The following is a 25,898-nucleotide window of genomic DNA, read 5'->3' as shown; positions in this document are numbered from 1 at the left end:
GGGGCCGCGACGATTCCAGTCGCCCCGCGCGGGCTTTGCGCTTACCCTGCACAAACAAACGCCCCAGCGGAAGACCAGCCCGATGCCGCCGCCCGCCCGCCCTCTGCGGATCGCCTTTTACGCGCCTTTGAAGGCCCCAACGCATCCGGTGCCCTCGGGTGATCGGCTGATGGCGCAAATGCTGATGCGCGCCCTGACATTGGCGGGGCATCATGTGGAGCTTGCCTCAGACCTGCGCGCCTATCTGGGGGACTCGCAAGATCAAGACGGCTGGGCCAAGTTGCAGGCCGATGCAGCGCAGGAAACCGCCCGGATCAGCGCGCTTTGGGCCGACAGCCCGCCCGATCTTTGGTTCTGCTACCACCCCTACTACAAATCCCCCGATCTGCTTGGCCCCGTTCTTTGCCAGCGGTTCGCACGGCCCTATGTGACGGTCGAAGCCTCACTTTCGGGCCGCCGCAACATCGGCATCTGGGCTGCGATGCAGGCGCAGGTCCAATCCGCCGTGCAGCACGCCCGCCTGAACCTCTGCCTCACCGCCCGTGATCTGGCTGGCCTGCAAGAAGCAAGCCCCGCCGCCCGCTGCACCCGCTTGGCGCCCTTTATCGCGACTGAACCCTTCAGCGCGCAGCCCAAGCCGCAACCCGGACATCTGGTAACGGTGGCGATGATGCGGGCAGGCGACAAGACCGACAGCTACCGCCGCCTTGCCGCCACGCTTGCCCTGCTGCCGCGCGATCTGCAGTGGCGTCTCAGCGTGATCGGCGACGGCCCGCAGAGCGCCGAGGTGCAGGCGCTGTTCGCCGATCTTCCGCCAGATCGCATCACCTGGATGGGCCAGCGCACACGGGCAGAAATCGCAGCAATCCTTGCGCTGACCTATGTCTATGTCTGGCCCGGCTGTGGTGAGGCTTATGGTCTGGCCTATCTCGAAGCCCAAGCCGCAGGCGTTCCCGTGGCGGCCCAGCACATCGCTGGCGTGCCCGAAGTGGTCGCCCATGGCGAAACCGGCCTGCTGACGCCCCCCGGCGACGATGCCGCCGCCGCTGCGGCCATCACAAGCCTGCTGACCGATCCCGCGCTGCAAACCCGCATGGGCCAAGCCGCCCGCCAACGCACCCAGCGCGATCACTCCTTGCAAGGTGCGGCCAATCGCCTGAACACCCTGCTACAGCAAATAGTCGAGGCCCGATGATGACCCAGTCCCTGCTGCGCGCGCTCGACCAACGCGCCGCCAACGGCAACCCCGCCCAGCTTTGGCTGCGTGATGATGATGCCATAGCCCCCACGCAAGCCCTCGACCAACTGCTGTCCCTCTCCGATGCGGCCAACGTCCCCGTCACCCTCGCCGTCATCCCGGCCCATTCCGGCCCGGAATTAGCCAGCAGGCTGACCACCGCGCCAGCCGTCTCTGTCGCCGTGCATGGCTGGTCGCACAGCAACCACGCCCCGAAGACTGAGAAAAAGCAGGAACTCGGGCTGCATCGCCCGCTGGCCGACGTGCTTGGCGAACTGGCGCGCGGGTTCAACCACCTTTCCACCCTGCATGGCGATCAGTTTACCCCCGTTCTGGTGCCGCCATGGAACCGCATCGCGCCGCAAGTCGTGGCCGGGTTGCCCGCACTTGGCTTCAAAGCGCTGTCGGTGTTCGGCGCCGAGGCCCCAGCCCCGCTGCCGCTGTTCAACACCCATGTTGATGTGATCGACTGGCGCGGCACCCGTGCGGGTCGTCCTGATGATGTGCTGATGCAGGAAATCGCCCAAGCCATGCTGCGCGGCGATGCGCCGATTGGGCTGCTGACGCACCATCTGGTCCATGATGCGCAGGTCTGGGGGTTTCTGGAGCGCCTGTTCGCCCTGACCGCCGATCATCCCGGCTGCCGTTGGGTCGGCTTGCCGCAGCTTATCGGCTCACCATGATTTCCACGCGATCAGAAGACTGTTAAATGCCTGCGTCCGCATCGCCTCGACCGCAGCCAGTGGGGCGCGATCCGGCAGCACCCCCGCCACGATGGTCTGCGGTGCCACACTGACCGCTCCGCCGCGTGCGGCCAAAGTGAACGCCAGCGGGCCAGTGGACCACCATGCGGGCGCCTCGGGCAGCAGGTTCAGCACCTGCGGCAGGCGGGTAATCAGGCGGTGCAGGCAGGGATGATCGGGGGGCGCGGCGATGAAAGAGTTGCCCAGCAGCAGCCCGCCGATCCCGGTGTTGCGCGGCACGGGTTCGGCCCATGCGGTGAGGCCGATCAGCGGCAGCAGGTCGTGAAAGCCAAGGTCTTCGCAGGCAGGATACCAGTCGCAATCAAGATAGATCCCCCCCTCTGCCGCGAGGATGGCGTAGCGCGCCACGTCCACCGCACCGGGATAATCGCCGCGGGCGAGCATCGCGGCGTAGACGGGGTTATCGGGCAGGCCCAGTGCTGCCAGATCAGCCTCTTGCCACAGCCGGTGTTGGTAGCCTTGGGTCGCCGCGTGGTGCTGCCATGCCGCGACACCGGGGGGGACGGGTTTGTTGCCGATCCAGATTTGATGGATCACGCGGGGCACGGGTTGGCGGTTGCAGGCCGTGATGGCGGTTTGTTCGGCGGCTGAGTATTCGAACAGTGGGGGCAGCAGATCGGGGGGCGGGACCAGATGAAACTGATAGCCGGCGCGGGCCACGGCGTCGCCCTGGGCCTTGGCGAGATGAAGGTAGGCGGCGTGGAGGCGGCGGGGCAGGGATAGCGCGGTTTGAGCGGGCAGGGTCAGGATTTCGGGGTCGCCCATAAGGGCATCCAGAACCGCCGCCGCCGCCGAAAAATCCCCCTCGGCCACTAAGGTTCGCGCGGCTGCGATGCCGTCGTCCATGCGTTTTTTGGGGCTCATCGGTTGGCCTTTCGCGGGGGTCAAAGCTGTGGTCCCAACTCGGGACCAAAAATTGACTATGTAAATCAGCGCCTTAAATTCTTGATTTAAGGGATTTTTAACCTTTGGCCGTTTCTTGCCACTCAACCGCCCTTGATGCGCTGGATCAGATAGACCTCGTCCGTCTCGGTAATCGGGCCGTTAAGATCGGTGACAATCTGGCCGTTCACCGACACCGAAACCCCAGCCTTGATCACCGGAGCAAGCGCGGGATGCGCCGTAACCAGCGCATCCAGAATGGCCCGCACCGTGCTGCCCGTGACCGGGATCACCACCTGATCGCCTGCCAAACGCCGCAGGCCGGACCAGAGGTTGATCTCAACCATGCGCCTTGGCCTTGATCGCCGCCAGAACCTTGGGCGGCGACATCGGCAGGCTGCGCAGGCGCGCACCCGTGGCCGCAGCAATCGCATTGGCCAGCGCAGGCAAGGGCGGCGTGATGCCGGTTTCGCCGACACCGCGCACACCGTAGGGATGGCCGGGGTTCGGCACTTCGACGATCACCGTGTCGATCATCGGCAGATCGGAAGCGACCGGGATGCGGTAATCAAGGAACACCGTGTTTTGCAGCCGACCGTCAGCGCCGTAAACATATTCCTCGTTCAGCGCCCAGCCGATGCCCTGCACAGCACCGCCGTGATACTGGCCTTCGACATAGGCGGGGTGGATGGCGCGGCCCGCATCCTGCACCACCAGATAGCGCAGAACAGTGGTGCGCCCCGTTTCTGGATCGACCTCGACATCCACTACATGCGCGCCAAAGCTGGCCCCGACACCGCCCGCTGTCACCTCGTGATGGCCCGAGATCGGCCCCCCGGTGCTGCCCATTTTCGCACCGATTTCGGCAATGCTCATCGGGGGGAATTTGCCTGCGTTTGGCCCAGCGGGCACGGCAGCACCATCAAGCCATTCGACAGCCTCGGGATCAATCCCCCATTCTGCCGCAGCACGGGCGCACATCTGGGTGATCGCCTGCTTGGCGGCCTCGACGGCTGCCAGACCGCTGGCAAAGGTGGCGCGGCTGCCATGGGTGGGTTCGTTCACGCCCAAGGCCCCGGTTTCAACGATATTGACCCGCACGGCCTCGTAAGCAATGCCCAGCGTTTCGGCTGTCATCATGCCCAGCGAGGCGCGACTGCCGCCAATATCCGGGGTGCCGACCGAAACCGTCACCGTGCCGTCTTCACCAATCGCCAAGGAAACCGAGGTTTCGCCGCCATGGTTGAACCAGAACCCTGCCGCCGAGCCACGGCCCTGATTGGGGCCAAGCGGCACTTGCAGGTTGGCATGGGCCATCGTCGCCTCAAGCGTTTCCACAAGGCCGATGCGGTTGTAGGTGGGGCCATAGCTGGCCTTCGCCCCTTCACGCGCAGCGTTTTTCAGGCGCACGGCGAGCGGATCAAGGCCAAGCTCGTGGCACATCTCATCCAGCAAGCTTTCGACCGCGAAGGCCGCCATCGGCGAGCCGGGCGCGCGGTAGGCGGCGGCTTTCGGGCGGTTGGCAAGCACTTCGTAGCCCTGATGGAACACCGCTGGAACGGTGTAGCAGGCAAGGGCGCAAGACAAAGCCTCACCCACTGGCGAAGAGCCGATGAACGCGCCGCCCTGCATCCGGAAATTCACCGAGGCGGCGGTGATGGTGCCATCGGCCTTCATGCCCATTTTGACATCCATCGAGGCCGAAGCGGTCGGCCCGGTGGCGCGCAGCACTTCGGCGCGGCTCATCACCAGTTTCACCGGACGCCCGCCTGCCTTGCGCGACAGGGCAAGCGCCAGAGGCTCCATGAAGATGGTGGTCTTCCCACCAAAGCCGCCGCCGATTTCGGTCGGCGTCACGCGCAGTTGCGAGGCATCGGTGCCCAGCACCGCCGAGCACATGCGGCGGATATACCACTGGCCTTGGGTACAAACCCACATCTCACCCTTGCCATCCGCGCCCATCTGGCCAAGGCAGGCATGCGGTTCGATATAGCCCTGATGGGTGGCCTCGGTCTTGTAGGATTGTTCGCGCACCAGATCGGCGGCGGCAAAGCCTGCCTCCATGTCGCCATGCCCGAACTCGATGTATTTCACCACATTCGGGTGCATGCCTTCGGGCACCGAATGGTCAGCGGTGCCGGCGCGGATCACTGGGGCATCGGGCTGCATCGCGGCATCGACGTCGATGACATGCGGCTGCACTTCGTATTCAACCTCGATCAGCTTGGCGGCATCCTGTGCCAGCAGTTTCGAGGTGGCGGCGACGGCGGCAACGGTGTGGCCGTCATAGAGGGCGACATCGCCCGCCATGGTGTTTTCTTGCAGGTTCCAATCCTCGCCGGTCAGCCCGGTGGGGAAATCGGCACGGGTGACAACGGCCTTGACGCCTTCCAGCGCCAGCGCCTTGGAGGCATCAATGCGGATGATGCGGGCATGGGCGTGGGGCGAGCGCACCACGGCGGCGTGCAGCATACCCGGCGCGGAAATGTCGGCGCCATAGCGGGCGCGGCCTGTCACCTTGTCCAGCCCGTCGGGGCGGTTGGGGCGGGTGCCGATCAGGCGGTAGGCGGTTTTCAGATCATCCTTCGGCATCAGTTTGCCCCCCGCAGTTCAGCGCCTGCATCCATCACAGCGCGCACGATCTTGTCATAGCCGGTGCAGCGGCAGAGGTTGCCTGCCAGCCAATAGCGCACCTCGGATTCGGTCGGGTCGGGGTTTTGTTGCAGCAGCGCGTTGGCTGCCACAAGGATTCCCGGCGTGCAGAAGCCGCATTGCAGCGCCGCATGTTCGATGAACTTGCGCTGAAGCGGGTGCAGATCGTTGCCGTTCGACAGGCCTTCGACCGTTTGGATGGATTTGCCCTGCGCTTCGGCCCCCAGCACAAGGCAGGAACACACCAGCACGCCATCGAGTTGCACCGAACAGGCCCCGCAATCGCCGGTGCCGCAACCCTCTTTGGTGCCGGTCAGATCCAACTGATCGCGCAGGCAATCCAGCAGCGTATCGCGCGGATCGGCGAGGAATTCGACCGCATCGCCGTTGACGGTGGCGGTGACGTGGATCTTGCTCATTTGGCGGCTCCTTCGGCGCGGGTGTAGGCGATGCGTGCGGCGCGTTGCACCAGAACGCCCACGATGTCTTTACGGAACGTCGCTGTGCCGCGTTTGTCGGAAATCGGTGTGCTGGCGGCGATGGCTGCGGTGGAAAGCGCGGCCATGGATGCATCATCAAGGGTCGAGCCGATGAGCGCCTGTGCAGCAGCCGGGGCCAGCATCACCTTTGGCCCGACAGCGCCCAGTGCCACGCGGGCTTCGGTGATCTTGGCACCATCGCGGCGCAGGTTTACCGCCACACCGACCACGGCGATGTCCATTTCGGTGCGGGGGATGAAGCGCAGATAGGCGTCACCGCCTTGCAGCCCGCGCGGTGGCAGGGTGATGGCAGAGATCACCTCGCCGGGTTGCAGGCTGGTGCGGCTGGGGCCTGCGGGGATATCCTCGACCGCGACTTCGCGGCTGCCATTCGGGCCAATGACCGTCACTTTGGCCCCTGCCGCCATCATCCCCGGCACGCTATCTGCCGCCGGAGAGCCGTTGCACAGGTTGCCCACCAGCGTCGCGCGGCCCTGCACTTGGGTTGAACCCACAAGCTGCATCCCCTCGACCACCCCCGGCCAATCGGCGCAGATGCCGGCGTGACGGCCAAGCTCGGCCCCGGATACCGCGATGCCGATCCGCCAGCCGCCTTCGGACGTGCGGGTGATGTCCTTGACGCCTGGGATATGTTTGAGGTCGATCAGATCCTGCGGCGTGACGATAGAGGCGCGCAACTGCACCAGCACATCGGTGCCCCCGGCCAGAAACCGCGTTGGCCCCGCCGCTGCCGCCGCAATCGCTACGGCTTGTTCAAAGCTTTGTGGCGTGTGAAATCGCATTCTGACCTCGCTCTTGCTGCTGGGTGATCGGCCAGACGACGGCAAGCGCGCCCATATCCGATACACGTCTTGCGGCCATTCTGCGGGAACTTGGCGCGGTCAGCAACTGTCTGCGGCGCGCGGCTGCAAGAAAGTGCAGACTAGGCCTGCGCCCAATCGACTGCGCAGGCTTGCGATATAGGTGGGCCCGACCGGCAGACTGATGCCATCGCCGATCTGCAACGCCAGCTTGCCATCGCCACCGCGCTGCACCTTCTGCACGGCATTCAGCCGGACCAGCGTGCTGCGATGAACCCGCACAAAGCCATGCGCGGCCAGCGCGGTTTCCAGTGCGGCCATATTGTCGGGGTAAAGGCAGGTTTTGCTGCCCATATGCAACTGCACATAGTCGCGCTCGGCTGTGGCATAAAGAATGTCGTCAATATCGACCCGCAACAACCCGCCGCGCTGCTTGACCCAGAGCGCGGGGTTTGGAGCGGTGGCATCGGCCAGGCCCGCGCGCAGGTCTGACACGGTTGTTGTCAGCGCAGCAACCTCGGCGGCCAGCTTGCGCGCCGCAATCGCCGCGACCGCGCGTTCGATGGCTTTGGCCAAGCGGAGCGGATCGACGGGTTTGGTGACATAATCCACCGCATCCACCTCGAAGGCGCGCAGCGCGTGCTGATCAAAGGCGGTGACAAAGATCGTCTGCGGCGCGGCATCGTGCAGACTTTCCAGCACGCCAAAGCCGTCGCCGCCCGGCATCTGCACATCCAGCAACAAAAGGTCAGGCTTCAGCCGCGCGGCCTCGGCGACCGCCTGCGGCACATCTGCGGCCTCGCCAACCACGGCCACTTGATCCATCCGGCGCAACATGCGGATAAGCCGCCGCCGCGCCAGTGGTTCGTCATCGACCACAAGAACCGTCGTTACCGCATCGTCGGCCAAAGTCACGCGGGCCCCCAGATCATTGGCCCCCAGATCATTGGCATGGTCATTTCCACCCGGAAACGGTCTGGCTTCGGTTGCGTCGCCGTAAAACTGCTCTGCCCCGGCCAGCGCGCTTGCAAGCGATGGGCGACATTCTCCAGCCCGATACCCAAGCCACGCGCCTGCGCAGCCCCATTTTGTGGCACCGAATTTTCCACCCATAGCCGCAGCGTGCCTTTGGGATCTTGCCGCACGCCAATCACCAGTTCGGCAGGCCCCTGCATCTGTGAGACGCCATATTTCACCGCATTCTCGACCAAGGGCTGCAAGATCAGCGGCGGCACCAGAAAATCATCCAGCCCCGGTTCAATCTCGGTGCGCAGGATCATCCGATCTGAAAACCGCACTTTTTCGATGCCCAGATAATTGAACTGCATGGTCAATTCATCGGCCAGCCTGATCTCATCCTCGGGGTTCAGTGTCACGGTATGGCGTAAAAAGTTGGCCAGACCCAACAACATCTCATGCGCTTGGGCCGAGGCGTTTTCCTCGACCAGCCCAGCCACCGAATTGAGGGTGTTGAACAGAAAGTGCGGATTGACCTGATATTGCAGCGCGCGCATCTGGGCTGTCAAAGCCTCTTGCCGAATGGCAGCGACGCGCTGTTCTACCTCACGGACGTGGTCACTGTATTGCAGCGCCAGATAGAGGCACGACCAGCCGAACAACTCGGACGTGGTAAACATCACCACCTGCGCAAAGATGGTCGGATCGAATGGCACCGGAACAGGATAGACACAATAGGCGTGAAACCCCCAATCCACGAGGCCCGAGATCGGCGACAGCCCCAGCGACAAACCACAGCCGACCAGCGCCTTGTAGCCCAGCGCCATATGCCGCATCCGCCACAACACCACGGTGATCACGATGGCCAGAACCGCATCGCCGACCATGCCGATCAGCTTGCCGGGTGCAGTGGCGATCGGATCATAGCCGGCCAATCCCCAGACCACGCTGGCGACGATGAAATAGGTTGCAGCATAGCCCAGCCCCAGCTTGACCACGTTGCGGCCAAAGGCGCGCGACCCGGTCAGCGCTGAAACAGCCGTTGGTTTAAGGGGCATGGCAGCGTCGAACATGCCTCCATCATCATGGCCTGCGCCTGCTCTGTCCAGCGCGCTTCGTCGGGGAAATCCGGGTGTTCGTCGAGAAGCCCTTCGCGTGAACCCGACTGACTTTTAACCATGCGCCAAGCTTGCGACAGCCCTGTGATGACAAAGAGGATTTTGCCATGTTCACCCCCACGATTACCGCCGGTTTCAAAACCATGGACATTCTGCCCGGCAACAGCAGCGAATGGATGGGCGCGTCGATCACGCTGCAAAACGGCAATCTGTTGCTGGTGTCGGAATCCTGGGGCGGCAGTGGCGAGGTGTTCATCCGCCAGTTTACCGCCGACGGCCGCAGTCTGACCTCGGCAGCGCAGGTCAACACCACCACCTTCGGCGCGCAGAAGGAAGTCGAAGTCACTCAGCTTGCCAATGGCAATTTTGTGGTGGGTTGGACAGACAGCAGCGCCACCGCTCCGGATTTCAGCGGCACCACGGTGCGGTTTCAGATGTTCGATGCGGCGGGCAATAAGGTGGGTGGCGAAATCGCAGCGCCCAGCGTGCCGAATGGCGATCAGTCGCTGTCGACGATTGTGGAACTGGAAGATGGTCGCTTTGCCGTGGTCTGGGCGAACAGCGCCGACAACACCGTGCGGCTGCGCGCCTATAATTCCAATGGCACCACAAGCGGCAGTGAGCAGATCTTGAGCAACGCCATCGACCAGCGCACCACGGGCGCAATCACTGCATTCGGCGCGCATGGTTTCGCGCAGGTGCTGGTGGCAGGCTCTGCGCCGAATACCGTCATCAGCGTGCAGCGCTATTCCGATGTCGGCAACCCGATGGGCGGGCCGATCACTGTGACAACCGGCAGCGGTTTTCGCAACGTCAGGATCGAAGAACTCGACGATGGCCGGCTTGCAGTGACATGGACGGATACCAGCAAGACGCCGCCCTATAACCACGGCTCGATCGTGCGGGGGCAGGTGCTGAATGCGGATGGCTCGACTTCTGGTGGGGTGTTCACGGTGTCGGATGACATTTTTTCTGAACACCGCAGTTCGACGATCACCGCGCTGAGTGACGGGCGCTTTGTGGTGACGTGGAACACGGGGCCCGAAAGCGAGGTCTATCAACACCGCGATGTCATGCGCATCTACAACGCCAACGGCACCCCGGCGAGTGAGATCATCACGGTTTACGACCAGCAGGAAAGCTATAATGGCATCCGATTGTTGTCGGGCTCGATCAACTCGGTCAGCGAATTGCCGGATGGCAGGCTGGTTTATAGCTACCGGGCGCTGACCCCCAGCGGGTCAGATTTCATCACCGCCACCCGCATCGTCGATCCGCGCTCGGCGTTGGATGTGACCCTGGGCGGAGGGCATGACAATTTCACCGGCACACGCTTTGCAGATGTAATCAACGGTGGTGATGGCAACGACAGTCTTTATGGTGGAAACGGCAATGATCGGCTGGATGGTGGATCAGGCAATGATAGCCTTGTCGGTGGCGCGGGCAATGACAGCCTGACAGGTGGGCTGGGCGATGACCGGCTGCAAAACGACGCGGGCAATGACACGCTGGACGGCGGCGGCGGCAATGACACCGCCGTATTTGTCGGCAGTGCAGCGGCCACCGTCAGCCTTGCGCTGGGCACGGCACAGGTGACCGGCTATGGCACCGACACGTTGCGCTACATCGAGAACTTGCTGACCGGCAGCGGTAATGATGATCTCACCGGCAACAGCAATGCCAACAGACTGCAAAGTGGCGCAGGCGACGATACTTTGCGCGGTGGCGCCGGCAATGATCTGCTTTATGGCAGCGCCGGGGCAGATCGTTTGATTGGCGGCTCGGGTCGCGATTTGCAGTATGGTGGCGCGAACGATGGCGCGACGGATACCTTTGTCTTTACCGCCATCACCGACAGCGCCATTGGCGCAGCGCGCGATGTGATCTTCGAATTCGTGTCAGGCACCGATGATATTGATCTTTCAGGCATAGATGCCAATGCGGCCGTTGCGGGCAATCAGGTTTTTGCCTGGGGCGGCACCACGGCGGCGGCCAATGCGGTGTGGTACAGCGTCAGTGGAGCGAATGTCTTGCTGCGTGGCGACGTGAACGGCGATGGCGTGCAGGATTTTGAAATCCAGTTGTCCGGCGTAACCAGTTTGACCGCTTCTGACGTGCTGCTGTGACAAAAGCCTGCCCGTCGCCTTGGCGGCGGGCAGGCAGCGCCTTGGGTGCTGTGGTTAAAAATCCAAACCCAGATCCAGCGTGCGCGCGGAATGGGTCAGCGCACCGACCGAGATGTAATCGACCCCGGTCGCAGCGACTTCGGCGATCCGCGGCAGCGCCATATTGCCCGAGGCTTCTGTCACCAAACGCCCCGCCACCATCTCAACCGCCTGCCGCAGGGTCGGCGTGTCCATGTTATCTAGCAACACCACATCTGCGCCGCCGACTGCCAGAACCTCGGCCAGTTGCGCCAAGGTATCGACCTCAATCTCGACGTTCATCATATGCGATACGCGCGCCCGTGCCGCCGTCAGAACCGCCGCAATGCCTCCTGCTGCCGCGATGTGATTGTCCTTGATCAGGATCGCATCCGACAGGCCATAGCGGTGGTTGAAACCGCCGCCATGCGCTACCGCCGCCTTTTCCACCATCCGCAGCCCCGGCGTGGTCTTGCGGGTGCAGGTGATGCGCGCAGCCGTGCCTGCCGCTTGTGTCACAAAGGCCGCGCTCAGCGTGGCGATGCCGGAAAGCCGCCCGGCGAAGTTCAGCGCAATCCGCTCGGCCGACAGGATCGAAGCCGCAGCGCCCTCGATCTCCATCAGCAGATCGCCGGGCGCGCAGGCGCTGCCATCGGGGCGATGCTGCGTCACCACCAGCGCCGGGTCCACCAGCCGGAAGGCAATCGCGGCCAGTTGCATCCCCGACAACACCCCGGCCTCGCGCGCGTTCAGCTTTGCACGATAGCGCGTGCTGGCCGGGATCACCGAGCGGGTGGTGACATCGCCATTCGGGCCAAGGTCTTCGATCAGCGCGGCGCGGACCAAGGGTTCCAGAAGCAGATCAGGCAGGGGCGAAAATCCGGTCATTCAGTGGTCTCCGTTACGGTTTGCCGCAGCGCCAAAGCCTCGGCCAAGGTCAGGCGGCTGGCACGTGCCAACGCCGGATTAGCCTGCGGAAAATCACGGCGGCAATGCGCGCCACGCGATTCTTCGCGCAGCAACGCGGCGGCGGCGATCAGGGTGGCGGTGGCCGTCATGTTCAGCACATTTGTATCGCCCGAGGCCTGCGCCTCTAGCATCGCAATCTGGCGCAAGGCAAAGCGCAGCCCGTTGGCATCGCGCACCACGCCGACGTGATCGGTCATCACTTGCCGCAGCTTTGCGATCAGATTTGCGATGTCGGATGCTGCGTTCGCCTGCGCTGTTGCCGCCGTTGGAAGAACCACGGGCGAAGCCTGCTTTTCGCCCAAACCCTGCGCAATATCCAGCGCCGCGCGGCGCCCGTATACCAGCGCCTCCAGCAATCCGTTCGAGGCCAGACGGTTCGCACCATGCAGGCCCGTGGCACTCGCCTCGCCACAGGCCCAAAGCCCGTCCAAACTGCTGCGGCCCGTGCTAGACACCGCAATGCCGCCCATATGGTAATGCGCCGCCGCCGCAACCGGGATCGGCTGCGCAACCGGATCAATGCCGCCGCGTAGGCAGGCCGCAGCTACCGCAGGAAACCGTTCCACAATTTCGGAGCCAATCGCGGCGCGGGTGTCTAACATCGGGCGACGTCGGCCTTCGGTTTCGGCAAAGATCGCACGGGCCACGATATCACGCGGTGCAAGTTCGGCATCGGGATGCACCGCTTGCATAAACCGCACGCCATCGTGGTTGATCAGCACCGCCCCTTCACCGCGCAAAGCCTCGGTGGCCAGCGGAGCCGGGTCTTCGCCCATGTCAATCGCGGTGGGATGAAATTGCACGAACTCGGCATCGGCGATCACCGCGCCGGCCCGTGCTGCCATGCCGATCACCTGACCCCGGATGCGTGGCGGATTGGTGGTCAACGCATAAAGCCCGCCCGAGCCGCCCCCCGCCAGCAGCACCGCCGCGCCGCGCAGCAACACCGGATCGCCTGCGCCATCGGCAGGGGCCACGGCGACACCCGTCACCCGGCCGTCCTGCACCTGCAACCCCACCGCCATCGTGGCTTCCAACACCTGCACCGAGGGCGTCCGCGCCGCTTCGGCAATCAGTGCCGCCATGATCTCACGCCCCGCCTGATCGCCCCGCACCCGCACCACGCGGGCCAAGCCATGCGCAGCCTCACGCGATAGCACATAACCACCCTGCGCATCGCGATCAAACGGCGTGCCCAGCGCGGTCAGTTCCAGAATATGCGCCCGCGCTTCGGCGGTGACACTGGCGGCCACCTCGGCATCCACCGTGCCTGCGCCCGCGCGCACCGTATCGGCGGCATGGGCCGCAGGGCTATCCGCCGCCGCCATCGCCGCCGCAATGCCGCCCTGCGCCCATGCCGAGCTTGCGCCTTGCCCCAAAACCTCGGGCGAGATCATCACCACCGGATGCGGTGCCAGATGCAGCGCAGCATACAGCGCGCCCAGACCTGCGCCGACGATGATCACCCGCCCGGTTTCGACAACAGGCATCTGCATGGATCAGGCCGCAGCCCGGCTGATGTCAATCATCCGCTGCACCGCCACCCGCGCCCGGTCGGAGATATCAGGGTCCACCAGCACCTCACCGCGCATCGTGTGCAGCGCATACAGGATCTTCTCCAGCGTGATCATCTTCATATAGGGGCACATGTTGCAGGGCTTGGCGAATTCCACCTCGGGCAACTCATCCGCGATATTGGCGGCCATCGAACATTCCGTCACCAGCATGGCCTTCGCGGGCTTGTGCTGATGCACCCAATCAATGATGCCCTTGGTCGATCCGGTGAAATCCGCCTCGGCCACCACTTCTGGCGTGCATTCCGGGTGGGCGATGATCTTCACCTCGGGGTCATGTTCGCGGTAAGCGCGCAGATCGGCGGCGGTGTAAAGCTCGTGCACGATGCAGGAACCTTCCCACCACACCACCCGCTTGTGCGTCAGCGCGGCCACGTTGCGCGCCAGATACTGATCCGGCGTCATGATCACCGTATCACCCGGCATCGCATTGACCACCTGCAAGGCATTGGCCGAGGTGCAGCAAACATCCGATGCAGCCTTCACCTCGGCGGTGGTGTTGACGTAGGAGACAACCGGAGCACCCGGATATTTGGCGCGCATTTCGGCAATGCCCGTGGCGGTGATCGATTCCGCCAGCGAACAGCCCGCCGCCATGTCCGGCATCAGCACGATCTTGCCGGGGTTCATGATCTTCGAGGTTTCCGCCATGAAATGCACGCCGCATTGCACGATCACATCGGCCTCGATCTCACTCGCCTTGATCGCCAGTTGCAGGCTGTCGCCGACAAAATCCGCCACGCCATGATAAATCTCGGGAGTCATGTAGTTATGGCCCAGGATCACGGCATTGCGCTGGGCTTTCAGGCGGTTGATCGCGATCACATAGGGCGCGAACACCGCCCAATCGGCCAAGGGCACCACCCGCTCCATCCGCGCATAGATGTCGCGCGTAGCTTCGGCTGCGGCCATCGAGGGGGTAAGGTCGTAATGCGCCGCAAGCTCTGCGCGCTGGTCAAGGCTATGGGGCATGGTCGCGTTCCGATACCTGGCTGCAAGCGCGGCGCATCTTGCCCCGCCTTTTGCGCTATAATCGGTTTTCTGGGGGGTGCAAGCCCTTCATAAGGCGGTATTTTTTACCCTTTGGTGAAATGTTGCGCGTCTTTTGGGTCATGGCCGCCGGTTGGCGAATGGCAATCCCGCCACTTTCACAAATACACTCATGGGTTGTTTTTTCTGCGCCTGCTGCGGTTAAGCCCGCAGGCGCTGCAGGATGGCGCGCTGTGCTGTGATGCCTGTGGGGATCATGACAAAAGTTGTCTTCCCCTCACTTTTGATATAAACCTAACAAATGCCAATCCATCAAGGACCGCAGGAATGACCGCAAAAGATCGTCGCATTATGGCGCTGTCGCTGGCCTTGGCCGAGCGTAAAGTGATCCACCTGAAAGAAGCGGCGGCTTTGATGCAGGTGTCCGAGATGACGGTGCGGCGCGATGTGGCGGCCAATCCTGATCTGTTTGGCACGCTGGGGGCGCATATCATTCCCGCGGGGCGACCTGATCTTGAGGCCCCCTATGCCATCGACCGCGCTGCTGAAAGCCATTCGGCAGCCAAAAAGCAAGCCTCGATCAACGCGCTGCGTTACCTGCAACCGGATGAAACGGTGTTTATAGATTGCGGCAGCACATTGACGCATCTGGTCGATCTGATCCCCGCCGATACCCGGCTTACCGTGGTGTGCTATGCGTTCAATACCGCTGACCGTTTGATTTCAAAGCAGAATGTCACGCTTATTCTGCTGGGTGGCGTTTATCATCCAGCCTCGGCGTCGTTCGCGGGGGCCTCGGGTGCCGATACATTGAACGCGCTTGGCATCAACGCGGCCTTCCTGTCAGCCTCGGGCGTGGATCAGCAGCGTGGCGTGTCGTGCGAGCAGTTTCACGAGGTGCCGATCAAGCGCAAGGCGATGGAAAAGGCGCAGCGCCGCTATCTGGTTTGCGACAGCAGCAAGATCGGCCGCGTGCGGCCCGCGCATTTTGCCGATATCGGGGATTTTGATGCGGTGATTACCGAAACCGGCGAGATGCCGTTGGTAGGTAAAGCCTGAGCTTTGGCTGCGTCTGCAATCGAGTGTTGAAAAAATAACAAAAATCATGATAAGAAAATAACGAAAGCGCAGCCCCTGCGAATCGGGTGCCGCGGTTTGCCTTGAATATTTTCCACAGTGGAGGCCATGCAGTGACGATGATGCAGCCAGAGACACAGGTCAGGAATGCCTTGGTGCAGCAGCCGATTGCCCACGGGCGCAACGCCGGGATGCCGCTGGATCTGGAATGGCTGGCGCAAACCCGCGTCAATCAATCCGCTACTGATCGCCGTGTGGCCAGCCTGCCCGGTCGGCGCAGCGTGAAGAAGGATGCGCAGGCGGCTTGGCTTTTGAAGGCGCTGACCTGCATTGATCTGACCACGCTCAGCGGTGATGACACCTCAGGCCGTGTCCGCCGCCTGTGTGCCAAGGCCGCGCAACCGCTTTCCCCGGCATTGCAAGACGCGCTCGGCATGGGCGACCGTCGACTGACCACCGGCGCCGTCTGCGTCTATCACCGCTTTGTCGCCACGGCGGTGGAGGCATTGGCGGGCACGGGCATCCCAGTCGCAGCCGTCTCTACCGGTTTCCCTGCTGGTCTTGCGCCGCATGACGTAAAGCTGCGCGAGATTGCCGCCTCGGTCGCCGATGGCGCTGCGGAAATCGACATTGTGATCACCCGCGAACATGTGCTGACTGGCAACTGGCAAGCGCTCTATGACGAGATGCGCGATTTCCGTGCCGCTTGTGGCGATGCGCATGTCAAAGCCATTCTGGCGACAGGAGAGTTGAAAACCCTGCGCAATGTCGCGCAAGCCAGCCTTGTCTGCATGATGGCGGGCGCGGATTTCATCAAAACCTCAACCGGGAAGGAGGCGGTCAACGCCACCCCCGCCGTGACGCTGACGATGATCCGCACCATCCGCGATTACCACGACCGCACCGGGTATCGCGTGGGCTACAAACCGGCGGGTGGCATTGCCACCACCAAAGATGTGCTGATGCAGCAGTTTCTGATGAAGGAAGAACTGGGGCGGCCATGGCTGGAACCCGATCTGTTCCGCATTGGGGCCTCCAGCCTGCTGGCCGATATCGAACGCCAACTCGAAACCCATGTCACCGGCGGCTATTCCGCGTTCAACCGCCACCCGATTGGATAAGTGATGAGCATTGCAGAGCATTTCGACGATATGTCCTACGGCCTTTCCCCCGAATCCGATGCCGAGGCCCGCGCTTGGCTGGCCCGCCACAATCACAGCTTTGGCCATTACATCGCGGGCGGCTTCACCACGCCCGACGCCAGCTTTCAAACTTTTGAACCCGCGACGGGCAAGCCCTTGGCGCAACTGGCGCGCGGCAGTGCCGCCGATGTCGATGCCGCCGTCGCCGCCGCGCGCAAGGCGCAAACCGCTTGGGCCAAGCTGCCCGGCCCGGCCCGTGCGCGGCACCTTTATGCGCTGGCCCGGATGATCCAACGCCATGCCCGGCTGATCGCGGTGGTCGAGGCCATCGACAACGGCAAGCCGATCCGCGAGACGCGTGACATCGACGTGCCCCTCGCCGCGCGCCATTTCACCCACCATGCCGGTTGGGCGCAACTGCAAGCCACCGCCTTCCCCGATCATGTTCCCGTGGGCGTGATCGGTCAGATCATCCCGTGGAACTTCCCGTTCCTGATGCTAGCATGGAAACTCGCCCCCGCTTTGGCTTTGGGCAATACCGTGGTGCTGAAACCCGCCGAGTATACCTCGCTGACCGCTCTGCTGTTTGCCGAACTGGCCGCCGCTGCGGGCCTGCCTGCGGGCGTCGTGAACATCGTCACCGGCGAAGGCGACACAGGGGCGTTGCTGGTCGATCATCCCGATATCGACAAGATAGCATTCACCGGGTCCACCGAAGTGGGCCGCCTGATTCGCCAGCGCACCGCGGGCACGGGCAAATCGCTGACGCTGGAGCTTGGCGGAAAATCGCCGTTCATCGTGTTCGACGATGCCGATGTGGATGGCGCGGTCGAAGGCGTGGTGGATGCGATCTGGTTCAACCAAGGTCAGGTCTGCTGCGCCGGATCGCGACTGCTTTTGCAAGAGGGCATTGCGGGGGATTTCATCCGCCGCCTGAAACGCCGGATGGAAACCCTGCGTGTCGGCTCGCCTTTGGACAAAAGCATCGACATGGGTGCCATCGTCGCCCCGGTGCAGGCCGAGCGTATCCGCGCTTTGGTGGCGCAAGGCGTGGCCGAGGGGGCGAGCCTGTATCAAGCCGCCATCGACCTGCCTGCGAATGGCTGCTTCTATCCGCCAACCCTGCTGACCGACGTGCAGCCCGCAAATGTGGTGGCGCAAGAGGAAATCTTCGGCCCCGTCGCCGTCACGATGACCTTCCGCACCCCGGACGAGGCGGTGCAGCTTGCCAACCACTCACGTTACGGCCTATCGGCAAGCATCTGGAGTGAATCCATCAGCCTCGCCCTGCAAGTCGCGGCCAAGGTCGAGGCCGGGGTGGTCTGGGTCAACGCCACCAACCTGTTCGACGCGGCGGTGGGCTTTGGTGGCCGCAAGGAATCCGGCTTTGGCCGCGAAGGTGGTCGCGAAGGCGCTTATGAATACCTCAAGCCCAAGGCGATGGCTGGCCGCAAACCGCGCCCTGTGCAGCCGCAGATCGCTGCGCGCACGGCTTCGGCAAGCGATTTCGCCGTCCCCGCCATCGACCGCACCGCCAAGCTGTTCATCGGCGGCAAGCAAGCCCGCCCGGATGGCAACTATTCCCGTCCGGTGCTGACCCCGAAAGGTGCGGTGATTGCCGAGGTGGGTGAGGGCAACCGCAAAGACATCCGCAACGCAGTCGCCGCTGCGCGCAAAGCCGATGCTTGGGCCAACACCACCGCCCATAACCGCGCGCAGGTGCTGTATTACATCGCGGAAAACCTCTCTGCCCGCGCCACCGAATTTGCCGCCCGCATCAGTGCCATGACCGGGCGGACCACCGCCAAAGCCGATGCCGAGGTCGAGGCATCCATCGACCGGCTGTTCAGCTATGCCGCCTGGGCCGACAAATACGAAGGCACCGTCCACAATCCGCCCTTGCGCGGTGTGGCCTTGGCGATGAATGAACCCGTCGGCGTGGTGGGGGTGATCTGCCCGCCCGAAGCGCCGCTGCTAGGTCTGATCAGCCTGACCGCACCCCTGATCGCGATGGGCAACCGCGTGGTGGCGGTGCCCTCTGCGCCGCATCCGCTGTCGGCCACCGATTTCTATTCTGTACTGGAAACCTCTGACCTGCCCGATGGTGTGCTGAACATCGTCACCGGCGAGCCGCAGCCCTTGGCCGAGGCGCTTGCCACCCATGCCGATGTTGATGCGATCTGGGCTTTCGGCACCGAGGCGCTTTCGGAAGCCGTCGAGCGGCTGTCGGCCAGCAACCTGAAACGCACCTTTGTCGATCATGGGCGGCTGACCGATTGGCACTACCCGAGCGCCGAAGGGGCCGATTGGCTGCGCCACGCGACTGAGGTCAAGAACATCTGGATTCCCTACGGCGTGTAGGGCGGACAAACATTTACTTTGGACAATGTGGCGAAGGCCATCGCCTTCGCCATGCGGTGCAAGCGCCGATGGAACCGCCGGGCCTCAAAGGCCCGGCCAGCGCCCGACCCGCCCATGGCGGGCGCTTCTCGCCCGCCGGGTCGGGCGCTGTCCTCAGCGGGTTTCTTGCTGAACTGATGACAGAGTGAATCCGCACACGCGGGCGGGGAAACGCAATGCGTTTCCTGCTTCCGCCCGGGCCTGACCCCACTTAAGCGCGCGAATCTCGATCACTCCTACTTCCCCCACTCAGGCCAGATAGCGCGCCACCGCGCCGCCCTGCTGGCTCCAATCCGCATACCAGGTGGTGAACAACTTGAACTGCGCCGCCGCATAGCCGCGCTGGCTGGGGCTGAGCGCATCGGTTTCATTGAAATGTAGCGCGTATTCGGCCTCGCCCTGCAATTCCAGCAAGTATTTGAAATAGAGCACCAGATCCGGGCCTTCATCGAAAGACGACAGCACCGCAAAGGCCGCCTCCAGCTCCAGCGCCTTGGCCCGCGCTTCCACATCGCCACCCGCCGCCGCGCGGGCAAGGTTGCACAGCGTCAGCACCGGGCGCGGCAACACGCAGCCGATGCCGGTGATCGCCCCCGAGGCCCCGCAGTTGACGAACCCGTTCACCACACCGGTATCCACGCCCACCATCAGCGTCACACCATCCCCGGCCGAGGTGATGAACTCGCCCGCATAGCGCATCTCGGCAGGGCCGCCGAACTCCTTGAAGCCCACCAGATTGGGATGTTCAGCCCGCAGTGCTGTGAACAGATCGGCGCGGGTGACAAAGCCGTAATAGGGGCTGTTGTAGATCACCGCTGGCAGATCAGGCGCGGCTGACAAGATCGCCTTGAAATGCGCCTTTTGCGCCGCAGCCGAAGGCCCGCGCGACAACACGCGCGGAATAACCATCAAGCCATGCGCCCCAACCTCTGCCGCGTGCCGTGCCAACGCCACAGCCGCAGCCGTGTTGATCGCCCCGGTGCCAACCACAACCTTGATGCCAGCCTGCACGAGCCGCGCCACGCCCTCCATCCGCTGATCATCGGTCAGCAGCGGCCAATCGCCCATTGATCCGCAATAGACCACCGCCGACATGCCAGCGCCGACCAGTTCGCGCGCTTTGCGCACCAGCGCATCGAAGTCCGGGCGACGATCGGGGGTGCAGGGTGTCATCAACGCGGGGATCACACCTGAAAAGATGTTGGACGGCATCTGCTGTTCCTTTTGAAAACGCCTTCGGACTGCGCGATGCCATGCCAGACCGGCCAGCGGAATCGCCTCTGCCATTGAATATACTTATTGTATTTTATTTGTCTACAAAAATGCGGCGCAGCTACAGCGCGATATCCTGCCGCTGATCCCGCGTCATCAACTGCCGGATTTGCCCGACGATCTGATCGGCATGAGCCTTGGCCAGCACATCCGCCCGCGCCACATCCCGCGCCGCAATGGCATCAATCATCGCTTCATGCTCGGCAATCACCGAGGCCGGGGGGCGGTCGTCGAAGGATTGGTAATACAGCCGCAAAATCCGCCGCCCCTCGTCCAGCAGCCGCAAAAACAGCGACAGGTAATAGGGATTGCGCCCCGCCTCGGCGATGGCGGCGTGAAAATCGCGGTTGGTGCGGATCATCGCCAAAGCGTCATGTGCCGCAAACGCCACCACGTAATCGGCCTGATGCGCCCGGATCACCTCGAGATCGCCCGCGCGCCAGTTCTGTGCCGCCAGCCGGGTTGTCACCCGATACATCAGCGTGATCGCATCGAAAAACGTGTGCAGGTTCACGAAATCAATCTGCGCCACCATGCTGGAGCGATTGGGCAGCGTGTCGATCAGCCCTTCTATCGCCAGACGCGCCAAAGCCTCGCGGATCGGCGTGCGTGAGATCGCAAAGCGCTCGGCCAGTTGCACCTCGTCAATCGGGCTGCCGGGAGGCAGAACCAGATCCAGAATGTCGTCGCGCAAAAGGTCATAGACCATCTTGACGCCAGAGCCGCGCTTGCGTTCCGGCAACTGGGCAGGTTCTGGAGGGGCAGGCTCTGGCGGGGCAGGGGTGTTGTCCATGGGGGTTCCTTCTCTGGCCCCCACAGTTACGGCCAAGCCCAGCGCCGATCAACCGCCCTCAGGCCGCGAAATCGGCGCGGAACTCCTCCAGTCGCCGCTTCTGCATGCCCGCCGCGTCGAAATTCTGGGGCGCAAGCCAGGCCTCATAGGCCGGTTTCAGCTTGGCCCAATCCTTGTCGATCATCGCAAACCATGCGGTGTCGCGGTTCAGCCCTTTCACGATCAGATGCTGGCGGAACAGCCCCTCATACTGAAAGCCAAACCGCAGGGCCGCGGCTTTCGACGGCGCGTTGTCGTTGTTGCACTTCCACTCGAACCGCCGATAGCCCAGCGTGTCGAAGATGTATTGCGCGAAAAGAAACAGCGCCTCGGTCGCCGCTGCCTTGCGCGCGATCAGCGGGCCCCAATAGATATTGCCGATCTCGACCACGCCATTGGCCGCATCAATCCGCATCAGGGTCTGCCGCCCCGCCACCTTACCGCTGGCATTGTCGATGATGGCGAAAAAGATCGGATCGGGGCTGGCAGAGACCTTGTCGACCCAAGCCGCGAAATCCGCGCGGTCTTGTGGCGGGGTTTCCGGCAGCCAGGTAAAGCGGGCATCGGCATCTGCCACAGTCGCCGCGTCAAAAAGCTGACCTGCGTGCCGCGCCTCCAGCTTTTCCAGCCGCACATAACGTCCCTCCAGCGGCACCGCTTCCGGGCGGGGGCGGGGGGTCCAATGCTGCATGTTTTCGGCCATCGCGATATTCCTTCACCTGCTGTTGCGTAAAGGCTAAAGCCTGATCCGTGTTCTGCACAGCGCCAGTGCTGCGCGTGGGATAGGGCCAGCGACCGCAACCCGGCAAACTTCAGCCACCGCCACGCGCCCCCATTGCCTTCGCCACCGCGCAGTCTGGGGTCCGCCCATCACGACGGAGCCGCGATGAAACCGCTTGCCTTCAGGCTTGCCACACTAATGGGACTGCTGGGCGGTGCGCAAACCGCCCTAGCGCATCCGCATGTGTTCATCGACACCGGGCTTGAGGTGATCTTTGACGATCAGCACCGCGCCACCGGCGTGCGCATCAGTTGGAGCCACGATGACCTGACCTCGTTGCAGATCATCACCGATAAGGGGCTTGATCCTGATTTCGACGGTAATCTGACGCCTGCGGAAACCGCGCAACTGAACGGTTTCGACATGCATTGGGAGGCAGGTTATCCCGGCGATACCTATGCCTCGATGGCAGGTCAGTCGCTGCCGCTGTCTGGCCCTGCGGATTGGACCGTTGCCTATAAAGATGCGAAAATCCTGTCCACCCATCTGCGCACATTCGCCCAGCCGATTGCACTTACCGCGCCCCTGCTGATCCAGGTCTACGATCCGACGCTTTATGTCGGCTACTATCTGAAACTCGGCACAACCGTCACCAATGCGCCTGAATGCAGCGCCCGCGTCATCCTGCCCGATCTGGATGCCGCCCGCGCCAAGCTGGATGCGGCGATTGCTGCCCTGCCACAAGATGCCGAAGCCGCCTATCCCGCCTTGGGCGCGGATTTTGCCGAAGCGATGGAGGTGACATGTCCCACACCTTGAAACGCAGCCTGCTCAGCCTTGGTGCAGTGCTGGCGCTGATCCTGCTGGCGCTGTGGCTGTCGGGCGGTCTGCTGGCGCTGGAGCGTTGGGTGATCGAGGCGCAGCGCACGGTGCAGAACCAGCTTGCCGCCGGGGTACGCGCGATCAAACAGGGCGAACCCGGTGCGCTAATGGCGCTGCTGGCGGTGTGCTTTGGCTATGGCGTGCTGCATGCCGCCGGGCCGGGGCACGGCAAGGTGCTGATCGGCGGCTATGGCATGGGGCGGCGCGTGGCGTTCTGGTCGCTGGCGGGCGTGTCGCTGGCGGCCAGTCTGGCGCAAAGTCTGGTGGCGGTGGCGCTGGTCTATACTGGCGTCGCCCTGCTGGGTTGGACCCGTGACGCCGCCCAGAATGTTGCGCAAGATGTGATGGCGCCGATTGGCACGCTGGCCATCGCGGCGGTGGGGCTGTGGCTGGCGCTGCGCGGTCTGCGCAAACTGTGGCGCAGCGCAACGCCGCCTGCTTTGCGCGACCACGACCATCACGACCACCACCACCACCATGACGACACCTGCGGCTGCGGCCATAGCCACGGCCCCTCGCTGGCCGAGGTGCAGGCCGCAACCCGCTGGCAAGACCGCGTTGCGCTGGTGGTCGGCGTGGCGTTGCGGCCCTGTTCGGGGGCTTTGTTCCTGCTGATCCTGACATGGCAGTTGGGCATCGCGCTGGCTGGTATCGCCGGGGCTTTCGCGATGGGGCTTGGCACTGCTGTCGTGACCGTAGCCGTCGCGGGCATGGCCGTCTGGGCGCGCGAGGGGGCCTTGGCCAATCTGCCGTTGCAACGCGCCGCCCAGATCCTACCGTGGGTCGAAGTGCTAGCAGGCTGCCTGATAACCGTGATCGCGCTGACCATGCTGGGCCAAACGCTGTAACCTCAGCCGCTGTGACCCGGCAGAGGGGAATCGATTCCCCTCCACATCCCCCTCGAAAGCCGTTACCAAGCGGATTGTTGTGCAGTTGCAGCACGATTTCCCACCCAAAATGGCGGCTTTCTGCGCATCTCACTGGGGTGTGATGGCCGCCGACACATCAGGAATTGACCTTTTGGTCATCCTCGCCCATCTGACGCCGCAAAGGTTCAGGGTGCGCGCTGGGCATCTGTTGCGGTAGTGGCATGGCAGGAATGCTTCTGTTGCATAGCATGACATCTAGCGCGAGTTCCGATAACCTGCGAATTACGTTAAGTTTTCCCCGAATCGGGGAGCAGGAGTGAATATGCCGGGTCAGCCGGGTTTGTCCGTGAATGTCCATCGTCGCTCTGTCCTGGCCATGCTGGGGACGGCAGCCTTGCTGCAATGCAGCACCAGCCTGTCGAATGCCGCTTGGGCCGACACCGCAGCGCCCGCGCCGACCGCACCGGTTGCACCCGCGGCCGAGCCGTTCAGCTTTGACATTCTGACTGCCGCAATGCAGCAACGTGCGACCACGCCGCACCAAGCCCCTGTCAAGGTTGAAGGATTCTTCACCTCGTTCAACTATGACGACTATCAGGCGATCCAGTTCAACCCCGATCGCGCCCGGTGGGCAGGCCCCGAGGCTGGCTTTAACGTGCAGGCCTTCCATCTTGGCTGGCTGTTTGCCGAGCCTGTGCAGATGTATGAAGCCAAAGACGGCATGGCCGTTCCGATGGGCTTTTCGACCGATGATTTCCGCTATTACGACCGCGTCGTCGCCCGCGTGCCCAAGCACGAGCCGTTGCCGGGAGTCGCAGGTTTCCGCCTGAACGCGCCGCTCAACCGCGCCGATCTGTTTGATGAGGTCGTGGCTTTCCTCGGTGCAAGCTATTTCCGCGCTTTGGGCCGTGACAATGCCTATGGTCTGTCGGCGCGTGGTCTGGCGATCAACACCGGCTTGGGCAAACCCGAAGAATTCCCGCGCTTTTCGAAATTCTGGCTGGAAACTCCGGCACCCTTCGCGCGTGAAGTGGCGGTATATGCCGCGCTGGAAAGCGAAAGCTGCACCGGGGCCTACCGCTTTATCGTGCGTCCGGGGGCCGAGACTGAAATCGACGTGACCGCACGGTTGTTCTTCCGCAACACCGTCGATCAGATCGGCATCGCGCCGCTGACCTCGATGTTCCTGTTCTCGGAAAAGAACCGCGCGGCGTTTGATGATTACCGCCCGAACGTGCATGACAGCGACGGTCTGGCGATCTATCGCGCCGATGGCGATCACATCTGGCGGCCGTTGAACAACCCGCCGCGTCTGGCGGAATCGTATTTCTCGGAAAACAGCCCGCGTGCATTCGGTCTGATGCAGCGCGACCGCAACTTTGAAAGCTATCAGGACGCGGGCGCACATTATGAACGCCGCCCGTCGCTGCTGGTGGAGCCGTTGGGCGATTGGGGCAAGGGCGCGGTGCGTCTGGTCGAAATCCCCAGCGCGCTTGAGGTCAACGACAACATCGTCACCTTCTGGGTGCCCGAGGCCAAGCCCGTCCCCGGCACGATGATGGAATTCAGCTACCGTCTGCGCTGGGGCGCTTTGGCGGCGGATGTCAACGCTGACATCGCCTTTGTCAAAGAAACCCGCGCGGGAATAGGCGGCGTGTCTGGCGTGGAAAACGCCGATGGCACCCGCAAATTCGTGGTGGATTTCGAAGGCGGCCTGCTGGCCTCGCTGCCGCCCGAAGCCGATGTGAAGGCGATGGTGATAATTTCTGGCGGAGAAATTGTGCATCAAGCCTTGTCAGAGATCCCTGGCACCGATTTTTGGCGTCTGGTGCTGGATGTGTCCACGCCCGCAGGGTCAACTGTGGAACTGGGTGCGCATATTACGGGTTACGGGCGTAAGCTGTCCGAGACCTGGCTCTATCAATGGGTGAGTGCATGAGCATGAACATTCAAACCGCTGCAAAAGTTGCCGCTGCTGCGGATCGCTTTGCGCCGCCGCGCGCGGCCCTTGCCATGCCGAAACAAGTGCTGACCGCCCCGCGCGTGGGCCTGTTGCGCAGCTTGCGCAACGCACTTTGGGCCGTCGTAGCGCCGGGCCTGCGCCGCCTCGGCTAAG

23 protein-coding genes are annotated in these 25,898 nt (G+C 63.2%); 10 read left to right on the top strand and 13 right to left on the bottom strand.

What is annotated here, in order from left to right; genetic code table 11:
• Nucleotides 1-82: 82 nt before the first annotated feature.
• Together ACFOGH_RS13255 and ACFOGH_RS13250 are read left to right on the top strand one after the other, a co-directional pair.
• Nucleotides 83-1,195 carry a glycosyltransferase family 4 protein gene (locus ACFOGH_RS13255; RefSeq protein ID WP_380073544.1) on the top strand — a complete coding sequence of 371 codons (1,113 nt, stop codon included), beginning with the start codon at nt 83-85 and terminating at the stop codon, nt 1,193-1,195.
• Nucleotides 1,195-1,920, top strand: a complete 726-nt coding sequence (locus tag ACFOGH_RS13250) for a polysaccharide deacetylase family protein (RefSeq protein ID WP_380073543.1) — start codon at nt 1,195-1,197, stop codon at nt 1,918-1,920. Before ACFOGH_RS13255 ends, ACFOGH_RS13250 begins: the two co-directional genes overlap by 1 nt.
• Here the strand turns inward: ACFOGH_RS13250 and ACFOGH_RS13245 are convergent.
• From ACFOGH_RS13245 to ACFOGH_RS13215, 7 genes are all read right to left on the bottom strand, one after another.
• Nucleotides 1,912-2,865 carry a glycosyltransferase family 32 protein gene (locus ACFOGH_RS13245; protein ID WP_380073542.1) on the bottom strand — a complete coding sequence of 318 codons (954 nt, stop codon included), beginning with the start codon at nt 2,863-2,865 and terminating at the stop codon, nt 1,912-1,914. The two genes, ACFOGH_RS13250 and ACFOGH_RS13245, sit on opposite strands and share 9 nt — an antisense overlap.
• A 122-nt stretch (nt 2,866-2,987) precedes the next feature.
• Nucleotides 2,988-3,230 (bottom strand): MoaD/ThiS family protein, encoded by a 243-nt coding sequence (locus tag ACFOGH_RS13240; RefSeq protein WP_380073541.1) that lies wholly within the window; start codon nt 3,228-3,230, stop codon nt 2,988-2,990.
• Nucleotides 3,223-5,475 carry a xanthine dehydrogenase family protein molybdopterin-binding subunit gene (locus tag ACFOGH_RS13235; protein WP_380073540.1) on the bottom strand — a complete coding sequence of 751 codons (2,253 nt, stop codon included), beginning with the start codon at nt 5,473-5,475 and terminating at the stop codon, nt 3,223-3,225. Before ACFOGH_RS13235 ends, ACFOGH_RS13240 begins: the two co-directional genes overlap by 8 nt.
• Complete coding sequence (locus tag ACFOGH_RS13230) at nt 5,475-5,954, bottom strand: (2Fe-2S)-binding protein (RefSeq protein WP_380073539.1); 480 nt, start codon at nt 5,952-5,954, stop codon at nt 5,475-5,477. The genes ACFOGH_RS13235 and ACFOGH_RS13230 overlap by 1 nt, the downstream gene beginning before the upstream one ends.
• Entirely contained in the window at nt 5,951-6,817 is an 867-nt protein-coding gene (locus ACFOGH_RS13225; RefSeq protein WP_380073538.1) for an FAD binding domain-containing protein, read from the bottom strand. Before ACFOGH_RS13225 ends, ACFOGH_RS13230 begins: the two co-directional genes overlap by 4 nt.
• A 99-nt stretch (nt 6,818-6,916) precedes the next feature.
• Entirely contained in the window at nt 6,917-7,750 is an 834-nt protein-coding gene (locus ACFOGH_RS13220; RefSeq protein ID WP_380073537.1) for a LytR/AlgR family response regulator transcription factor, read from the bottom strand.
• Nucleotides 7,747-8,865, bottom strand: a complete 1,119-nt coding sequence (locus ACFOGH_RS13215; RefSeq protein WP_380073536.1) for a sensor histidine kinase — start codon at nt 8,863-8,865, stop codon at nt 7,747-7,749. The genes ACFOGH_RS13220 and ACFOGH_RS13215 overlap by 4 nt, the downstream gene beginning before the upstream one ends.
• A 152-nt stretch (nt 8,866-9,017) precedes the next feature.
• Here ACFOGH_RS13215 and ACFOGH_RS13210 point away from each other — a divergent pair, with 152 nt between their 5' ends.
• Entirely contained in the window at nt 9,018-11,036 is a 2,019-nt protein-coding gene (locus ACFOGH_RS13210) for a calcium-binding protein (protein WP_380073535.1), read from the top strand.
• 54 nt (nt 11,037-11,090) lie between these two features.
• Here ACFOGH_RS13210 and nadC read toward each other — a convergent pair whose 3' ends face one another.
• From nadC to nadA, 3 genes are read right to left on the bottom strand one after another with little or no spacing between them, the layout of a single operon-like run.
• A complete protein-coding gene (gene nadC, locus ACFOGH_RS13205) occupies nt 11,091-11,942 on the bottom strand; it encodes a carboxylating nicotinate-nucleotide diphosphorylase (RefSeq protein WP_380073534.1) in 852 nt (283 codons plus the stop codon).
• Nucleotides 11,939-13,513, bottom strand: coding sequence for an L-aspartate oxidase (locus tag ACFOGH_RS13200; protein WP_380074008.1), 1,575 nt, complete (start codon nt 13,511-13,513; stop codon nt 11,939-11,941). Before ACFOGH_RS13200 ends, nadC begins: the two co-directional genes overlap by 4 nt.
• Nucleotides 13,514-13,522: 9 nt before the next feature.
• Nucleotides 13,523-14,569: a quinolinate synthase NadA gene (nadA, locus tag ACFOGH_RS13195; protein WP_380073533.1), complete on the bottom strand. Its 1,047-nt coding sequence runs from the start codon at nt 14,567-14,569 to the stop codon at nt 13,523-13,525.
• A gap of 345 nt (nt 14,570-14,914) precedes the next feature.
• Here nadA and ACFOGH_RS13190 point away from each other — a divergent pair, with 345 nt between their 5' ends.
• The 3 genes from ACFOGH_RS13190 to ACFOGH_RS13180 all read left to right on the top strand — a co-directional run bounded on the left by ACFOGH_RS13190 (nt 14,915) and on the right by ACFOGH_RS13180 (nt 19,167).
• Nucleotides 14,915-15,646 (top strand): DeoR/GlpR family DNA-binding transcription regulator, encoded by a 732-nt coding sequence (locus ACFOGH_RS13190; RefSeq protein ID WP_380073532.1) that lies wholly within the window; start codon nt 14,915-14,917, stop codon nt 15,644-15,646.
• A 137-nt stretch (nt 15,647-15,783) separates the two neighbouring features.
• The gene (gene deoC, locus ACFOGH_RS13185) at nt 15,784-16,785 is read left to right on the top strand and encodes a deoxyribose-phosphate aldolase (RefSeq protein ID WP_380074007.1); all 1,002 of its coding nucleotides are present in this window, start codon (nt 15,784-15,786) and stop codon (nt 16,783-16,785) included.
• 3 nt (nt 16,786-16,788) lie between these two features.
• Nucleotides 16,789-19,167 carry an aldehyde dehydrogenase family protein gene (locus tag ACFOGH_RS13180; RefSeq protein WP_380073531.1) on the top strand — a complete coding sequence of 793 codons (2,379 nt, stop codon included), beginning with the start codon at nt 16,789-16,791 and terminating at the stop codon, nt 19,165-19,167.
• Between the two features lie 288 nt (nt 19,168-19,455).
• On the opposite strand, the gene ACFOGH_RS13175 is transcribed toward ACFOGH_RS13180, so the two are convergent.
• From ACFOGH_RS13175 to ACFOGH_RS13165, 3 genes are all read right to left on the bottom strand, one after another.
• Complete coding sequence (locus ACFOGH_RS13175; RefSeq protein WP_380073530.1) at nt 19,456-20,418, bottom strand: dihydrodipicolinate synthase family protein; 963 nt, start codon at nt 20,416-20,418, stop codon at nt 19,456-19,458.
• A 121-nt stretch (nt 20,419-20,539) separates the two neighbouring features.
• Nucleotides 20,540-21,271, bottom strand: a complete 732-nt coding sequence (locus ACFOGH_RS13170) for a GntR family transcriptional regulator (RefSeq protein WP_380073529.1) — start codon at nt 21,269-21,271, stop codon at nt 20,540-20,542.
• A 58-nt stretch (nt 21,272-21,329) separates the two neighbouring features.
• The gene (locus tag ACFOGH_RS13165; RefSeq protein WP_380073528.1) at nt 21,330-22,013 is read right to left on the bottom strand and encodes a GNAT family N-acetyltransferase; all 684 of its coding nucleotides are present in this window, start codon (nt 22,011-22,013) and stop codon (nt 21,330-21,332) included.
• A gap of 183 nt (nt 22,014-22,196) precedes the next feature.
• On the opposite strand from ACFOGH_RS13165, the gene ACFOGH_RS13160 reads away from it, so the two are divergent.
• The 4 genes from ACFOGH_RS13160 (at nt 22,197) to ACFOGH_RS13145 (ending at nt 25,897) form a co-directional block, all read left to right on the top strand.
• Nucleotides 22,197-22,850: a DUF1007 family protein gene (locus ACFOGH_RS13160; protein ID WP_380073527.1), complete on the top strand. Its 654-nt coding sequence runs from the start codon at nt 22,197-22,199 to the stop codon at nt 22,848-22,850.
• Nucleotides 22,835-23,761 (top strand): nickel/cobalt transporter, encoded by a 927-nt coding sequence (locus tag ACFOGH_RS13155; protein ID WP_380073526.1) that lies wholly within the window; start codon nt 22,835-22,837, stop codon nt 23,759-23,761. The genes ACFOGH_RS13160 and ACFOGH_RS13155 overlap by 16 nt, the downstream gene beginning before the upstream one ends.
• Nucleotides 23,762-24,104: 343 nt before the next feature.
• Nucleotides 24,105-25,721: a glucan biosynthesis protein gene (locus ACFOGH_RS13150; protein WP_380073525.1), complete on the top strand. Its 1,617-nt coding sequence runs from the start codon at nt 24,105-24,107 to the stop codon at nt 25,719-25,721.
• Nucleotides 25,718-25,897: a hypothetical protein gene (locus ACFOGH_RS13145; RefSeq protein ID WP_380073524.1), complete on the top strand. Its 180-nt coding sequence runs from the start codon at nt 25,718-25,720 to the stop codon at nt 25,895-25,897. Before ACFOGH_RS13150 ends, ACFOGH_RS13145 begins: the two co-directional genes overlap by 4 nt.
• Nucleotide 25,898: the final 1 nt, after the last annotated feature.

Origin of the sequence: Cypionkella sinensis (assembly GCF_042646385.1) — a bacterium.
GTDB lineage: Bacteria > Pseudomonadota > Alphaproteobacteria > Rhodobacterales > Rhodobacteraceae > Cypionkella > Cypionkella sinensis.
This window is presented reverse-complemented; position numbering and strand designations above follow the sequence as displayed.

Excerpts from the sequence above, each read along its gene's own strand:
- ACFOGH_RS13255 (WP_380073544.1), top strand. The coding sequence starts at position 83 with ATGCCGCCGCCCGCCCGCCCTCTGCGGATCGCCTTTTACGCGCCTTTG.
- ACFOGH_RS13250 (WP_380073543.1), top strand. The coding sequence starts at position 1,195 with ATGACCCAGTCCCTGCTGCGCGCGCTCGACCAACGCGCCGCCAACGGC.
- ACFOGH_RS13245 (WP_380073542.1), bottom strand. The coding sequence starts at position 2,865 with ATGAGCCCCAAAAAACGCATGGACGACGGCATCGCAGCCGCGCGAACC.
- ACFOGH_RS13240 (WP_380073541.1), bottom strand. The coding sequence starts at position 3,230 with ATGGTTGAGATCAACCTCTGGTCCGGCCTGCGGCGTTTGGCAGGCGAT.
- ACFOGH_RS13235 (WP_380073540.1), bottom strand. The coding sequence starts at position 5,475 with ATGCCGAAGGATGATCTGAAAACCGCCTACCGCCTGATCGGCACCCGC.
- ACFOGH_RS13230 (WP_380073539.1), bottom strand. The coding sequence starts at position 5,954 with ATGAGCAAGATCCACGTCACCGCCACCGTCAACGGCGATGCGGTCGAA.
- ACFOGH_RS13225 (WP_380073538.1), bottom strand. The coding sequence starts at position 6,817 with ATGCGATTTCACACGCCACAAAGCTTTGAACAAGCCGTAGCGATTGCG.
- ACFOGH_RS13215 (WP_380073536.1), bottom strand. The coding sequence starts at position 8,865 with ATGTTCGACGCTGCCATGCCCCTTAAACCAACGGCTGTTTCAGCGCTG.
- ACFOGH_RS13210 (WP_380073535.1), top strand. The coding sequence starts at position 9,018 with ATGTTCACCCCCACGATTACCGCCGGTTTCAAAACCATGGACATTCTG.
- nadC (WP_380073534.1), bottom strand. The coding sequence starts at position 11,942 with ATGACCGGATTTTCGCCCCTGCCTGATCTGCTTCTGGAACCCTTGGTC.
- ACFOGH_RS13200 (WP_380074008.1), bottom strand. The coding sequence starts at position 13,513 with ATGCCTGTTGTCGAAACCGGGCGGGTGATCATCGTCGGCGCAGGTCTG.
- nadA (WP_380073533.1), bottom strand. The coding sequence starts at position 14,569 with ATGCCCCATAGCCTTGACCAGCGCGCAGAGCTTGCGGCGCATTACGAC.
- ACFOGH_RS13190 (WP_380073532.1), top strand. The coding sequence starts at position 14,915 with ATGACCGCAAAAGATCGTCGCATTATGGCGCTGTCGCTGGCCTTGGCC.
- deoC (WP_380074007.1), top strand. The coding sequence starts at position 15,784 with ATGATGCAGCCAGAGACACAGGTCAGGAATGCCTTGGTGCAGCAGCCG.
- ACFOGH_RS13180 (WP_380073531.1), top strand. The coding sequence starts at position 16,789 with ATGAGCATTGCAGAGCATTTCGACGATATGTCCTACGGCCTTTCCCCC.
- ACFOGH_RS13175 (WP_380073530.1), bottom strand. The coding sequence starts at position 20,418 with ATGCCGTCCAACATCTTTTCAGGTGTGATCCCCGCGTTGATGACACCC.
- ACFOGH_RS13170 (WP_380073529.1), bottom strand. The coding sequence starts at position 21,271 with ATGGACAACACCCCTGCCCCGCCAGAGCCTGCCCCTCCAGAACCTGCC.
- ACFOGH_RS13165 (WP_380073528.1), bottom strand. The coding sequence starts at position 22,013 with ATGGCCGAAAACATGCAGCATTGGACCCCCCGCCCCCGCCCGGAAGCG.
- ACFOGH_RS13160 (WP_380073527.1), top strand. The coding sequence starts at position 22,197 with ATGAAACCGCTTGCCTTCAGGCTTGCCACACTAATGGGACTGCTGGGC.
- ACFOGH_RS13155 (WP_380073526.1), top strand. The coding sequence starts at position 22,835 with ATGTCCCACACCTTGAAACGCAGCCTGCTCAGCCTTGGTGCAGTGCTG.
- ACFOGH_RS13150 (WP_380073525.1), top strand. The coding sequence starts at position 24,105 with ATGCCGGGTCAGCCGGGTTTGTCCGTGAATGTCCATCGTCGCTCTGTC.
- ACFOGH_RS13145 (WP_380073524.1), top strand. The coding sequence starts at position 25,718 with ATGAGCATGAACATTCAAACCGCTGCAAAAGTTGCCGCTGCTGCGGAT.